The sequence below is a fragment of the Paenibacillus rhizoplanae genome (assembly GCF_042684125.1).
GTDB lineage: Bacteria > Bacillota > Bacilli > Paenibacillales > Paenibacillaceae > Paenibacillus_AQ > Paenibacillus_AQ rhizoplanae.
Genome location: NZ_JBHUKY010000106.1, coordinates 1 through 11808, shown reverse-complemented (window position 1 = coordinate 11808; position 11808 = coordinate 1). Strand labels below are relative to the sequence as shown.

At 57.7% G+C, this 11808-nt stretch carries 13 protein-coding genes; 9 read left to right on the top strand and 4 right to left on the bottom strand.

The features are described from left to right. Together ACFSX3_RS32190 and ACFSX3_RS32185 are read left to right on the top strand one after the other, a co-directional pair. Nucleotides 1-299: RNA-guided endonuclease TnpB family protein (locus ACFSX3_RS32190; protein WP_379313769.1), on the top strand; the 299-nt coding region annotated here is incomplete at its 5' end. A 310-nt stretch (nucleotides 300-609) separates the two neighbouring features. Continuing rightward, on the top strand, nucleotides 610-2421 hold the full coding sequence (locus ACFSX3_RS32185) for an NAD(P)H-hydrate dehydratase (protein ID WP_209994865.1): 1812 nt from the start codon (nucleotides 610-612) through the stop codon (nucleotides 2419-2421). A 728-nt stretch (nucleotides 2422-3149) separates the two neighbouring features. Here the strand turns inward: ACFSX3_RS32185 and ACFSX3_RS32180 are convergent. Both ACFSX3_RS32180 and ACFSX3_RS32175 read right to left on the bottom strand, forming a co-directional pair. Then, on the bottom strand, nucleotides 3150-3605 hold the full coding sequence (locus ACFSX3_RS32180) for a hypothetical protein (RefSeq protein WP_209994864.1): 456 nt from the start codon (nucleotides 3603-3605) through the stop codon (nucleotides 3150-3152). Nucleotides 3606-3672: 67 nt separating this feature from the next. Next, nucleotides 3673-4569: an SDR family oxidoreductase gene (locus ACFSX3_RS32175; RefSeq protein WP_209994863.1), complete on the bottom strand. Its 897-nt coding sequence runs from the start codon at nucleotides 4567-4569 to the stop codon at nucleotides 3673-3675. Nucleotides 4570-4678: 109 nt separating this feature from the next. Here ACFSX3_RS32175 and ACFSX3_RS32170 point away from each other — a divergent pair, with 109 nt between their 5' ends. The 3 genes from ACFSX3_RS32170 to sdaAA all read left to right on the top strand — a co-directional run bounded on the left by ACFSX3_RS32170 (nucleotide 4679) and on the right by sdaAA (nucleotide 6831). Next, a complete protein-coding gene (locus tag ACFSX3_RS32170) occupies nucleotides 4679-5089 on the top strand; it encodes a GNAT family N-acetyltransferase (protein WP_209994862.1) in 411 nt (136 codons plus the stop codon). 150 nt (nucleotides 5090-5239) lie between these two features. Further along, nucleotides 5240-5956 (top strand): L-serine ammonia-lyase, iron-sulfur-dependent subunit beta, encoded by a 717-nt coding sequence (sdaAB, locus tag ACFSX3_RS32165; protein ID WP_209994861.1) that lies wholly within the window; start codon nucleotides 5240-5242, stop codon nucleotides 5954-5956. Beyond that, nucleotides 5953-6831: an L-serine ammonia-lyase, iron-sulfur-dependent, subunit alpha gene (sdaAA, locus tag ACFSX3_RS32160; protein ID WP_036732726.1), complete on the top strand. Its 879-nt coding sequence runs from the start codon at nucleotides 5953-5955 to the stop codon at nucleotides 6829-6831. Before sdaAB ends, sdaAA begins: the two co-directional genes overlap by 4 nt. Before the next feature lie 36 nt (nucleotides 6832-6867). Here sdaAA and ACFSX3_RS32155 read toward each other — a convergent pair whose 3' ends face one another. Next, the gene (locus tag ACFSX3_RS32155; RefSeq protein ID WP_209994860.1) at nucleotides 6868-7170 is read right to left on the bottom strand and encodes a hypothetical protein; all 303 of its coding nucleotides are present in this window, start codon (nucleotides 7168-7170) and stop codon (nucleotides 6868-6870) included. Between the two features lie 72 nt (nucleotides 7171-7242). On the opposite strand from ACFSX3_RS32155, the gene ACFSX3_RS32150 reads away from it, so the two are divergent. After that, nucleotides 7243-7440 carry a YwbE family protein gene (locus ACFSX3_RS32150; protein WP_209877346.1) on the top strand — a complete coding sequence of 66 codons (198 nt, stop codon included), beginning with the start codon at nucleotides 7243-7245 and terminating at the stop codon, nucleotides 7438-7440. Here ACFSX3_RS32150 and ACFSX3_RS32145 read toward each other — a convergent pair. Further along, nucleotides 7427-8242, bottom strand: coding sequence for an HNH endonuclease (locus ACFSX3_RS32145; protein WP_209994859.1), 816 nt, complete (start codon nucleotides 8240-8242; stop codon nucleotides 7427-7429). The genes ACFSX3_RS32150 and ACFSX3_RS32145 overlap by 14 nt on opposite strands. Before the next feature lie 299 nt (nucleotides 8243-8541). Here ACFSX3_RS32145 and ACFSX3_RS32140 point away from each other — a divergent pair, with 299 nt between their 5' ends. The 3 genes from ACFSX3_RS32140 (at nucleotide 8542) to ACFSX3_RS32130 (ending at nucleotide 11529) form a co-directional block, all read left to right on the top strand. Then, nucleotides 8542-9024, top strand: coding sequence for a hypothetical protein (locus ACFSX3_RS32140; protein ID WP_379258231.1), 483 nt, complete (start codon nucleotides 8542-8544; stop codon nucleotides 9022-9024). A 51-nt stretch (nucleotides 9025-9075) separates the two neighbouring features. After that, the gene (locus ACFSX3_RS32135; RefSeq protein ID WP_209994858.1) at nucleotides 9076-10089 is read left to right on the top strand and encodes a LacI family DNA-binding transcriptional regulator; all 1014 of its coding nucleotides are present in this window, start codon (nucleotides 9076-9078) and stop codon (nucleotides 10087-10089) included. A gap of 96 nt (nucleotides 10090-10185) precedes the next feature. After that, complete coding sequence (locus ACFSX3_RS32130; protein WP_209994857.1) at nucleotides 10186-11529, top strand: glycoside hydrolase family 30 protein; 1344 nt, start codon at nucleotides 10186-10188, stop codon at nucleotides 11527-11529. Nucleotides 11530-11808: the final 279 nt, after the last annotated feature.

Genomic DNA, 11808 nt, shown 5'->3' with positions numbered 1-11808 from the left:
AACTGACGAATATTCGTAAGACGACAAGAACAAGTCGTAAAAACGCTAAAAATCTGCATCAATGGTCGTTCTATCAGTTGCAAATGTTCATCGCATATAAGGCGACACTTGCTGGAATCCAAGTGGTTGAAGTGAATCCGGCCTACACCTCGCAAGGCTGTCCCTCTTGTGGAGAGCGGAACAAAGCAAAGGATCGAACGTATCATTGCAACTGCGGTTATACAGCACATCGGGATCGGGTCGGTGCCATCAACATCATGCGTCAACCTGTGGCAGATGGTAACAGTCTGCCAGCCTAGGTAGCTATAAGCTCTGATCTAGGATGGGCGAATGAACTCGCCCTTAACTTAGCAGTAGGGCAAAGCGGAAACGGTTGCGCCCGCTAACTAGCTAAGAATCCCACCCTTTTAAGGGTGTGGAGGTTCAAAAGCAGGTAGTTGTGAATCCTTATCTATCTAACATAGAGGTCCTCTTCGTAGCGGGAGGACTTTTTGCTGTTTAGGCAGAGCGTTACTCGTTATTCGTTGGCCGCCATGAGCTACCTGGGCTATTTGCTTGCTGAAACGGGACTTAGTACAATCGAAGCAACTATAAAGGAGGTCTGGACCAATGGATGTAGTGACAGCGGAGGAGATGCGGGCATTCGACCGCGACACGATTGAGCGGCTGGGCATCCCGGCCATCGCCCTGATGGAAAATGCCGGACGGGCTATTGCCGAGGAGGTCATCGCCTTGTGCCGCCGCCGGGCAAGCTCGGCTGGTGGCGGGGCGTGGGGGGCTGGAGCGGTTGATGGTGGAGTGCGGAGGAATGAAGCGGGAGTGCCAGGTAGTGATGTGGGGCGGGACGGAGCGGGTGTAGTCGGTGGTAATGCACGGCGTGTTGGAGCAGGCACGGCTGGAGGTGTAGTGCGGTGTAGCGAAACGGGAGCAACTGGTGGCGTAGCGGATGCGTCCAGCGGGCGCGGGGCACCAGGCTTCGGCGCTGACGCTACGGGCTTCACCGTCAGCGGAGATGCGGCGCTGACGCTTGCCGGTGCCGGCGGAGAGCATTGGCTCGTCCTCGCCGGCAAGGGCAACAACGGCGGCGATGGCCTCGCCGCCGCCAGGCATCTGCGTGAGGCCGGCATCGCCGTCACGCTGGTGTACGCGGCCGCGCCGGAGTCGCTGGCCGGCGAAGCCGCGCTGCAGCGTGATGCCGCTGCAGCCATGGGCATTCCTGCCGTAGTCTACGGCAAGGATGCCCTGGACCTTGCCGCATGCAGCGGCATCGTAGATGCGCTGCTCGGCACAGGCAGCGCGGGAGCCCCGCGCGGTGCCTATGCGGAGCTGATTGCCGCTGCGAATGCCAGCGGCAGAGCCATTGTGTCCGCGGACATCCCCAGCGGGCTGGATGCGGACACGGGGGAGACGCATGAGCCCTGCATGCATGCGTCAGTGACCGTCTGCCTCGCGTTCCTGAAGCGAGGGCTGCTGCAATATCCCGGCGCAGAGGCCGCCGGGCGGGTCGTGGTCCGCTCCATCGGTATGCCCGCTGCCCTTGCCCGGGAGGGCGGCGTCAAGGTCAGCCTGCTGACGCCGGAAGTACTGACGGCGCGCCTTAAGGTTGACCTGGCGCGCCGCCGTTCGCCCGAGGGCCACAAGGGCACCTACGGGCATGTCCTGCTTGCAGCAGGAAGCCTGCGCATGAGCGGCGCAGGCCTGTTGTCTGCCCGCGCTGCACTGCGTGCAGGCTGCGGGCTGGTAACTTGGGCGCTGCCGGAGAAGCTGCTGCCCTATGTGATCGGTTCCGTACCGGAGCTGATGCTGGCCCCGGTCGCCGGAGGCGACGGGGAGTGGAAAGCGGGTACGGCCGCTGAAGTGCTGCGGCTGAGTGCCAGCCGCGATTGTATAGCCATCGGCCCCGGCCTGGGCCGGTTCGAAGGAGATACGGAGTGGCTCCGCAGACTGTGGGAGGAGACGGACGGTCCTATGGTTATCGATGCGGATGCGTTGAATATACTGGCAGATGCCGATTACCGGAGCTGGAGCCGCCGCCATCCGGTTATTCTGACCCCGCATCCGGGGGAGATGGCCCGTCTGGCGGGAATATCTACAGCTGAGGTGCAGCGGGACCGGATCGGATTGGCATTGTCCTACGCAGTTGAGCATGGAGTGATCCTTGTGCTCAAAGGCGCCCATACCGTAATAGCAACGCCTGAAGGGCAGGCCTATATCAACATCACCGGGCATCCCGGCATGGGTACCGGCGGTGCGGGGGATGTGCTGACTGGCATCATCTCCGGTCTGCTGGCCCAGGGTCTGGATGCGGATCAGGCCGCAGCGTTCGGAGTTTACCTGCACGGGCTGGCCGGAGAACGCGCCGCCCGGAAGCGGGACCATCCTGCCGCCCTGATGGCGGGGGATATTATCGAGGCGCTGTAAGTGTAAGCACCGCGCTTGATGTCTCCAACTCTTCCTTTAACAAGTACAAGTTCTTTCTCTGGCGTACGGCCTGCTGGGAGTTCAAAGTCTATGTTAGTCTGCTATCTGCTTTAGCGGATAATAGGTGGATTTTGTCCACCTGCTGATAATCGGATGAGCCCTGGAGGGACGTTAGTTGGATAAACGACACTTAATTTAGCGCATTTCACCCAAGGCGGCAAAACTAACTTTATTAGTTGTAGTTTTTCCACCTGCTTGCCTGTAATCGGCAGAAACAGATGAATTAAGACACATTTCTCTAATTGTTTGCTTCGGGCATCCTATTGAGCGCGATGCACCGGACGATAAGAGTTAACGCAATGTGCCAGCGCGAGGTCATCGGGCCCAATGTAATCGAAAAACCGACCACATTGGTCGTGACGGAGACGTGTGGTCAAAATATAGTCGAAAAACCGACCACATTGGGCCTGACGGAGACGTGTGGTCCCAATGTAATCGAAAAACCGACCACATTGGGCGTGACGGAGACGTATGGTCCAAATATAGTCGAAAAACCGACCATATTGGGCCTGACGGAGGCGTGTGGTCCCAATGTATGCGGAAAACCGAACACAATGTGCGGTGAGAAGGGTTTGCGGTTTCCGAATACTGATCCCATCCAGCCCGGTATCCAGCCTTACCCGCCATCCCAGCCCTCCCAATGCTCCGCCCTGCCTGAACCCGCCAGGTCAGAATAGAACCAGACAGACCAGCGGAATGAACAGAGCGAAGAAGGGAAGCAGGATCGGGAAGCGTTCGCCCGCGATTTGGGCGATGCGGAAAAGCAGCAGGATTGCGAGTCCAGTAAGGCCGGAGACGAGGGCGTCGCCGCCCTGCTCCGCAGCGAGCCACAGGCCGGCGCCATAGCCGGCAATGGCGTACAGGGCCAGTGCCGGGCTGAGCGAGGTGGAACGGAACAAGCGCAGCAGCGCATCGGCCAGGATGGCAGCCGGTAGGCCGTAGGCGTAGATGGCATAAGGCACCGATACCGGCCAGCCGGACGGAATCCCGTTCTCATAGCCATGGATCAGCATGAACAGGGAGATCAGGATGAAGGTCAATCCGGCGGCCGACAGCTTGGTCAGAGCGTACATGCCCGCATTCAGGCGGACAGAAGGCAGGTTGAAATCCTTGTGTTGATTCATCGCTATACATCCTTTCGGGTTGGGGAATGAACACGGCCGGAATGACCGGCTGAAGCCTGGACATGGATCAGCTGGTCACCATGTCCCCGCCGTTAACATGAATGCAGGTGCCGGTTACATAAGAAGCATCATCGCTGGCCAGGTAGACATAGGCTCCTGCCAGTTCGTAAGGCTGTGCCGCACGTTTGAACGGAGTCTCAGTACCGAAGGCACTGACCTCCTCCGCAGAGAAGCTGGCAGGAATCAGCGGCGTCCAGACCGGACCGGGAGCTACGCTGTTGACACGGATGCCGCTGCCGGCGAGGGACAAGGCGAGAGAACGGGTGAAGGAGACGATAGCGCCTTTGGTGGATGAATAGTCAATCAGCTCCTTGTGGCCCCGGTAAGCAGTTATGGAGGCGGTGTTAATGATGCAACTCCCGGGATGCAGATGCGGAAGCGCCGCCTGAGTCAGGAAAAAGAACGGGAAAATGTTCGTCCGGTACGTCTGATACAGCTGCTCCTCCGAGATATCCAGAATACTCTTCTGCGGATATTGAACGCCGTGGTTATTGACCAGAATATCCAGCTTGCCGAAGGTCCGCACGGTATGCTCTACCGCTGCGAAGCAGCATTCCTTATGGCGCAGGTCCGTCTCGATCCGCAGGCAGCGGCGTCCCAGTTCTTCAATCCGGCGCTGGGTCGCTGCGGCATCGGCAGCTTCATCCAGATAGGCGATAGCAATATCTGCCCCCTCTCTGGCAAAAGCGAATGCCGCCGCTCTTCCAATACCGCTGTCTCCGCCGGTAATCAGCGCGGTCTCTCCCTGAAGCCGCCCGTTTCTGCCTTGCGGCTGCTCGCTGATTGGAGGCGGCTGCATCACGCTCTCCAGCCCGGGCTGGCGGTCCTGGTGCTGAGGGGGGAAAGCGACAGGCTGGACATGACAGACCGTCTTTTCACCATAATAAGGATACACAGGGTTCATCTGGGGTTACTCCTCCTTGCTGGCTCATCTCTTCCGTATATGGGTATGCATGCGCCCAGAAAAGCGTGCGGCTTGAAGTGGAGTCATAACTTAGAAATGGGGAGAATGAATGATATATAGAGCAATGACAGGGGACGATTACGAAGCGGCTTACCGGTTATGGGAGAATACGGACGGAATGGGTCTCAGTGAAGCCGACTCACGTGAGCATATTATCCGTTATCTGGAGCGGAATCCGGGGATCAGCCAGGTGTGCGTGAAGGAAGATGGCACTCTAATGGGCACAGCGATGTGCGGGTATGACGGACGCCGAGGCTATATGTATCATGTGGCTGTCGACAGCGGCAGCCGGGGAAGCGGTACAGGCCGTGAGCTGGTGAGGCGTTGCCTCGCGGAGCTGCGGGAAGCAGGCATAACGAAATGCCATCTCATGGTGATCGAAGATAATGCCCTGGGCCGTAGCTTCTGGACCCGTATTGGCTGGCAGGAGCGGGACGGGCTGTTGCTTTTCTCGAAATAAAAGAGCAGCGGATAATAGGTCACAATTCATGTAATAGTGTAGCTTTGGTGCGGACGCAGTATAATATATAGGTGCTGTACAATGAACGGATGGACATCCTTACATCATTCACTGTACATGGCCGAATTCAGATAGCGGGAGACCAGAACTATGAGATTTAAAGATGTATTCTCAATTATAGGTCCGGCCATGGTCGGGCCTTCCAGTTCTCATACAGCGGGAGCCGCGCGGATCGGACGGGCGGCAAGGCAGGTGCTTGGTGAGCTGCCGGGAGAGGCCGAGGTTACGTTCTTTGGTTCTTTTGCCGCGACTTATCAAGGACATGGGACAGACCGGGCGATCGCCGGAGGCCTGCTTGATTTCGCCACGGACGACCACCGGCTGCCGGATTCCATTGAGCTTGCGGCCGAAGCCGGGATGAGCATCTTCTTCGGTCAGGGAACGGGGCTGTTTCCCCATCCCAATACGGTCCGTCTGCGTCTTGCAGGCAGGGAGAGCGGGACAGAGATGACCCTAACCGGCACCTCCATCGGCGGCGGCAATATTGAGATTGTGGATATTGACGGCTTCAGTGTGAAGCTGACCGGCATGTACCCGACGGTGCTGATTCAGCATATGGATTATCTGGGTGTGCTGGCCAGTGTTACGGATGTTATGCGGGAGGGCCAGTTCAATATCGGACATATGTCACTGGACCGGAAGAACCGCAGCGGCGCAGCCCTAACGGTGCTGGAGCTGGATGAGCCAGCCACGGCGGAGCTGCTGGAGAAGCTGCGGGCACTTCCGGCAGTGAAGAGCGTCAAGGTAGTCGATTTGAATGGCAATACACAAGAACAGACACAGAAGGGGAAGGACATCACAACATGAATTTTCAAACACTCAGCCAGCTGGCTGTACTATGCGGGGAGCGGGAGCTGGGAATCGGCGCTCTAATGCTTGAGGAGCAGAGCGCCGAATCCGGCCGTTCCCAGGAGCAGGAATTCGCCACCATGCGCGAGTATTACGGGGTCATGAAGGAAGCGGTGCAGCGCGGCATGACCGAAGACACCACCTCACGCAGCGGCCTGACAGGGCTGGATGCCCAGCGGGTGGCCGCCTATAATGCAGCGGATGAGCCTTGTCTCGGGGGACCGGCAGGCCAGGCGATGGCGTATGCCCTTGCCGTCTCTGAAGTGAACGCCTCCATGGGCCGGATTATTGCCACACCGACTGCCGGCTCCTGCGGGATTATTCCCGGTGTGTTCCTGAGCTGTCAGGAGCGCTTTGGCTGGGACGATGATTATATGGTCTCTGGTTTGTTCGCGGCTGGAGCGATAGGGTATGTTATTGCTAATAATTCTTTTGTATCGGGTGCGGAAGGCGGCTGTCAGGCTGAGGTGGGTTCAGCGATCGGCATGGCGGCGGGAGCGTTGACCGAGATGCGCGGCGGGACTCCGGCACAGGCTGTACATGCGGTAGGTCTCGCGCTCAAAAATACACTGGGGCTGATCTGTGATCCGGTAGGCGGACTTGTGGAGATTCCATGCATTGTCCGCAACGGCTTCGGTGCCGTTACGGCGCTGGCGGCGGCGGATATGGCCTTGGCCGGCGTCCGCAGCGTGATTCCGTCCGATGAAGTGATCAAGGTCATGCTGGAGGTTGGGTCTGCGATGCCCGAGAAGCACCGGGAGACGGCCGGGGGCGGGCTGGCCCAGACCCCGACCGGCCGCCGGATTATGAAGGATCTGCGGAACCCGAAATAACCGCCCGGTCACAGGCGCTCCGCAGTCTGCCGTTCATCAGAGCATACGGAAGCGTTCCAGGTGCTCCCATAAGCCCTCCTGCCGGAGAATCTCCGCCTGCTTCGGGCCCATGAGGTCGAAGTGGGGGAACGGCTGGCGGTTATGAATATACCGCGCCGGGAGACCGTGCTTCTTGCACCACTCCCGCAGGCGGGGCAGATCGCTGCAGCCCACCTTGGTGACTGTTGTAATCTCAGGGTAGCGTTTATCGATCCAGTAATGGGTCAGGAACGCAATCTCCCCTGCGGAGACGGCCTGTTTCCAGCGGGTTAATTCCGCCCGGTTGATTCCAAAAGCCATGGCTGTTCATCCTTATCTGTAAGAGGAAGTAGACGATATATAACACAAATATTACCGGAAGGAGAGTGTATTATGAACGGACAAGTAAGAGCGGATATCCGCCCCGGCATTCAGGTAGACATCGTACTGAAGCAGGATCAGGCGACCGGCAAGCTCACGCACGGCACAGTGAAAGACATCCTGACCAACTCGCCCCGCCATCCGCACGGAATCAAGGTACGGCTGGCGGACGGCCAGGTTGGACGGGTCAAGAACATTACCGGCTCATAAATTGCTCCACTAACTGGTCGGCCTTTGTCTGATTGCATAAATTGCAGGCACAGACGCAGTTGTCCGGCGTAGTATGCCCGCCCTTGGCGCGGGGGAGCAGATGATCAATGGTATCCCCGTATTGGCCGCAGAAATAACAGGTATAGTTGTCCCGCGTCAAAATATAGGCGCGGAAGTCCTTGTTGCTGTATATGCGGCGGATCGTACGCCGGTTCACGACGATGGCTGCATGCTCCTTGACCAGCGTCACGGCAAGCTCAAGGTCGATCTCCTGATGCCAGCGGCGGCCCTTATCGCTGTGCCCGCGCATGAGAATCATGCCCTTGGACGAAGGAATCAGGACAGAGGCATCCTGCGGATCGGGCTTCGGCCCGCGTTGCTGCGGAAGGCTGCGCCCGGTCTCGGCGGCATGCCGGGGACGCGCCTTGCCCTTAAGGCCGGCTGTGCCCGCGCTGCCTCTAGCGTCCCGGGCACGTTCCGGCCGGGAGGCTGGACGGGGCTGGACTATGGGCGGCTTTGCCTTCTCGGGCGCAGCTGCCCCGGAGATAGAGACCGGCCCCTTGTCCCGCTTGAGGGGACCGGCCGGTCCGGCCTGGCGCTCCGGCAGGGCAGGCGCTACGCTTGAATGCACTGGCGGCAAGGAAGCTTCGGCCTCGCGGAGCTTGCGGCATTCCCGGCACGCTCCGCGCCGGGACACGCCTTTGGCGCGCTTGCCTGTGCGCCTGCGGAATTCAGCGAGCGGCTTAAGCTGATGGCAGTACGCGCATTTTTTGGATGGTGGTAGAGTTGTGGTCTCAGTCATAAGTGTACTTGGCAGAAGCGGCCCTTAAGCCGCAACCATCCAATCCCTTCTGTATTGTGAATGATAAGTACATATACTTGCATGCATCCGTTGATGTCAGTAGTTGTCCTAATTGATACTAGTATAGCGTAAACCGCAGACATTCACACAGCAGGCACATCATGTAAATTTTCCGGAGTGTGATTTCTTTCCCGGCAATCTTGAGGAGAAATCTGTAAAATCTCAATAAAGCATAGGCGCTAACCAGAAATAGCCCTAATCCGTAGCCGGAAAACATGTGCCTGAAATGAGGAATGAGGATGAACGCAGCTAAAAAAATGCCAGCCGCTGTTAAGGTGCTGGTTGTACTTCAAGGTTTTTTGAGCTTGGGGGCCATCGTAGGCGGGCTGGCGCTGCTGGCAGATCCCAGCGGAGAATTGCTCGGCATGCCTGTCTCGGCAATGGTACGAATGCCCTTTCACAGCTTTGCTGTCCCTGGGCTGCTGCTGTTGTTCGTATTCGGCATGCTCCCGCTGCTCGTGCTGTACGGCCTCTGGAAGCAGCCGCAGTGGGCTTGGAGCTACGCCTTGACACCGTTCAAGGAACGGCATGCGGCCTGGAGCTTTTCGCTCTATATCGGTTTTGGCCAGATTATCTGGATTATGGTGCAGACCTTCATGTGGAACAGGGTCAGCTTGATTCATGTGTTCTATATGTCGCTGGGAATGCTGATTCAGATCGTGACGCTGCTGCCTGAGGTCCAAAGATATTTTATGCTGGACGGCCGTCCCGAAAGAAGTTAGAATGTCAGTGAACATAAAAGGGCTTTCATTGAGCTGCGGGAGTGAACCGGAATGACCACGATATACGATATTGCCAAAAGGACCGGCTACTCACCAACCACAGTGTCCAAGGCGTTCAATAACTATTCCGATGTGCGGGCGAAGACGCGTGAGGAGATTCTGCGTACCGCCCGGGAGATGGGGTATCTTCCCAATGCGCATGCACGTACACTGACGACCAAGAAGTCCTGGACCATCGGTGTGCTGTTTGTGGAGAACACGGGGGCGGGAATCCGCCATCCTTTTTTCAGCGCAGTGATTGAGAGCTTCAAGCAGGTTGCCGTAGCCAAGGGCTATGCCCTCATGTTCATCTCGAAGGATGTCGGCGGCAAGCAGAGCGGATATCTGGAGAACTGCCGGATTCGCGGCGTCGACGGGGTGGTAGTGTTCCTCTCTGATTATGATGACCCGTATTTCCGGGAGCTGCTCGAGAGTGATATTCCGACCGTGGTGCTCGATTTCGAGACGGAGCTGTCGCATACAGTCTGTTCGGATAACATGACGGGTGCCCTGCAGGCGGTAGAGTATCTGGTTAGTCTTGGACACCGCCGGATTGCCCATATCTCGGGAGGCGGGAACACCTATCCGGGGCAGCAGCGGGAGCTGGGGTACAGAACGGCGATGGAGCAGCAGGGACTTGAGGTGCCGGATGAATATGTGGCCGAGGGAGCCTTCTACGCGCTGGAGAATGGTTATGCTGCAATGAAGCGTCTGCTGGCGCTGCCGCAGCGGCCGACGGCTGTTTTTGCTTCGGGTGACTTGCTGGCCCTGGGTGCGGTAATGGCGGCTAAGGATCTGGGGCTTGCAGTGCCGGAGGATGTCTCGGTGATGGGCTATGACGACATTGAGCTTGCCGGATACGTCACGCCTGCGCTGACCACTGTACGCCAGAATACCGGACTGCTGGGGACCCGGGCGGCGGAGTTGCTGCTGGCATCTATGAACGGTCCAGGTACGGTTCAGGAAGCGCTTGTGCTGCCTGTGGAGATTATTGTGAGGGATTCCTGCGCACCGCCGCGCATGTGATGAAGGTGCGTTCATTCAGGAATACCTTTTTTTTCGGCAAAATCGAAACCGGTTTCGATTTCTTTCGTTTTCACCATTCGAAGAGGAGTGATTGACATGTTCACCGTTCAAACCGTAGTCACCGCAAAAGATACAGGAGATCGCCTGAGTTCCAAGGATGGCATTCAGTTTAGCGCAGAGGGCGCAGCGGCAAAAGCAGATATCGTGCTGCACCCGGAGCAGGCGTTCCAGACCATTATTGGTTTTGGCGGCGCGTTCACTGAAGCAGCGGCGTATACCTTGTCCCGGATGAGTCCGGCGAAGCGTACAGAGGTCATCCGGCGGTATTTCGATCCGGTAGACGGGCTGAATTACAGTATGGGCCGTGTGCATATCCATAGCTGCGACTTCGCACTCGGCAATTATACGTATGTGGAGGATGGGGATACGGAGCTTAAGACCTTTGATATCTCGCGTGATCATAAGTGGGTTTTGCCGCTGATTAAGGATGCCATGAAGGTCCGGGGCGGACCGTTCACCATGCTGGCCTCCCCGTGGAGCCCGCCCGCCTGGATGAAGACCAACGGGGAGATGAACAACGGCGGCTCGCTGAAGCCGGAGTATGCGCCGGTCTGGGCACAGTACTATACCAAATTCATCGAGGCCTACCGCAAGGAAGGCGTTCCGGTCTGGGCTGTCTCTGTGCAGAATGAGCCGGCAGCGGTGCAGACCTGGGACTCCTGCGTGTACAGTGCTGAGGAAGAGCGTGATTTTGTCAAAAACCATCTCGGCCCCGTGATGCACGAAGCCGGAATGGGCGATGTGAACATCGTGATCTGGGACCATAACCGCGATATTATGGTCGAGCGCGTGACCCCGATTCTGTCGGACCCGGAAGCTGCAAAGTATGTCTGGGGGACCGGTATCCACTGGTACGGCGGCGAGGAGTTCGGCAACGTGGAGCAGGTGCATGAGCTTTTCCCGGATAAGCATGTACTCTTCACTGAAGGCTGCCAGGAGGGCGGCGTGCGTCTGGGGGAATGGTTCACGGGCGAGCGCTACGGCCGCAATATGATCGGCGATCTGAATGCCTGGACCGAAGGCTACCTGGACTGGAATCTGGTGCTGGACGAGACGGGCGGGCCGAACCATGTGGGCAATCTCTGCGATGCTCCGGTGATTGCGGATACGGCTACAGACGAGGTCCACTACAACAGCTCGTATTATTACATCGGGCATTTCAGCAAATTCATTGCGCCGGGTGCGGTACGGATCGGGCTGGAAGCGGCTGCTGAAGGGGTGCTGGCCGCAGCGTTCCGTAACCCGGACGGCAGCCTTGCTGTGGTGTTGATGAACGAAGGCGGGGAAGCACGTACGCTGACGCTGGGACTGGGCACTGAAACCGCCGAATGCACACTGCCTGCGCACTCTATTGCGACACATCTGATCTCGCAGGCTTAGGCCTGCGGGGGAGACGGAAAGAGGATGAGTCGTTCCGGCGGAGTGGTGTGGGGATGAGTAGAAGCTGGGAGTTAGAGGCTAGTAGCTAATTAGCTAACAATAGGAGTTAGAAGCTCTAAGCTACAGTCTTAGTCGGAGCGGGTTCAAGCTCCTCTTTAGCCATCTATTGCACTATGGAGTCAATTTCATAATTCGATTTGTTAAATAGCAAGACTGGGCCAAAATCTAAGGTCACATTTTTAAAAAGATTAGGCGATTTGCTGAGAGTTTCTCAACTGC

Excerpts from the sequence above, each read along its gene's own strand:
- ACFSX3_RS32145 (WP_209994859.1), bottom strand. The coding sequence starts at position 8,242 with ATGACTGAGACCACAACTCTACCACCATCCAAAAAATGCGCGTACTGC.
- ACFSX3_RS32135 (WP_209994858.1), top strand. The coding sequence starts at position 9,076 with ATGACCACGATATACGATATTGCCAAAAGGACCGGCTACTCACCAACC.
- ACFSX3_RS32170 (WP_209994862.1), top strand. The coding sequence starts at position 4,679 with ATGATATATAGAGCAATGACAGGGGACGATTACGAAGCGGCTTACCGG.
- ACFSX3_RS32185 (WP_209994865.1), top strand. The coding sequence starts at position 610 with ATGGATGTAGTGACAGCGGAGGAGATGCGGGCATTCGACCGCGACACG.
- ACFSX3_RS32130 (WP_209994857.1), top strand. The coding sequence starts at position 10,186 with ATGTTCACCGTTCAAACCGTAGTCACCGCAAAAGATACAGGAGATCGC.
- sdaAA (WP_036732726.1), top strand. The coding sequence starts at position 5,953 with ATGAATTTTCAAACACTCAGCCAGCTGGCTGTACTATGCGGGGAGCGG.
- ACFSX3_RS32175 (WP_209994863.1), bottom strand. The coding sequence starts at position 4,569 with ATGAACCCTGTGTATCCTTATTATGGTGAAAAGACGGTCTGTCATGTC.
- ACFSX3_RS32155 (WP_209994860.1), bottom strand. The coding sequence starts at position 7,170 with ATGGCTTTTGGAATCAACCGGGCGGAATTAACCCGCTGGAAACAGGCC.
- ACFSX3_RS32150 (WP_209877346.1), top strand. The coding sequence starts at position 7,243 with ATGAACGGACAAGTAAGAGCGGATATCCGCCCCGGCATTCAGGTAGAC.
- ACFSX3_RS32180 (WP_209994864.1), bottom strand. The coding sequence starts at position 3,605 with ATGAATCAACACAAGGATTTCAACCTGCCTTCTGTCCGCCTGAATGCG.
- sdaAB (WP_209994861.1), top strand. The coding sequence starts at position 5,240 with ATGAGATTTAAAGATGTATTCTCAATTATAGGTCCGGCCATGGTCGGG.
- ACFSX3_RS32140 (WP_379258231.1), top strand. The coding sequence starts at position 8,542 with ATGAACGCAGCTAAAAAAATGCCAGCCGCTGTTAAGGTGCTGGTTGTA.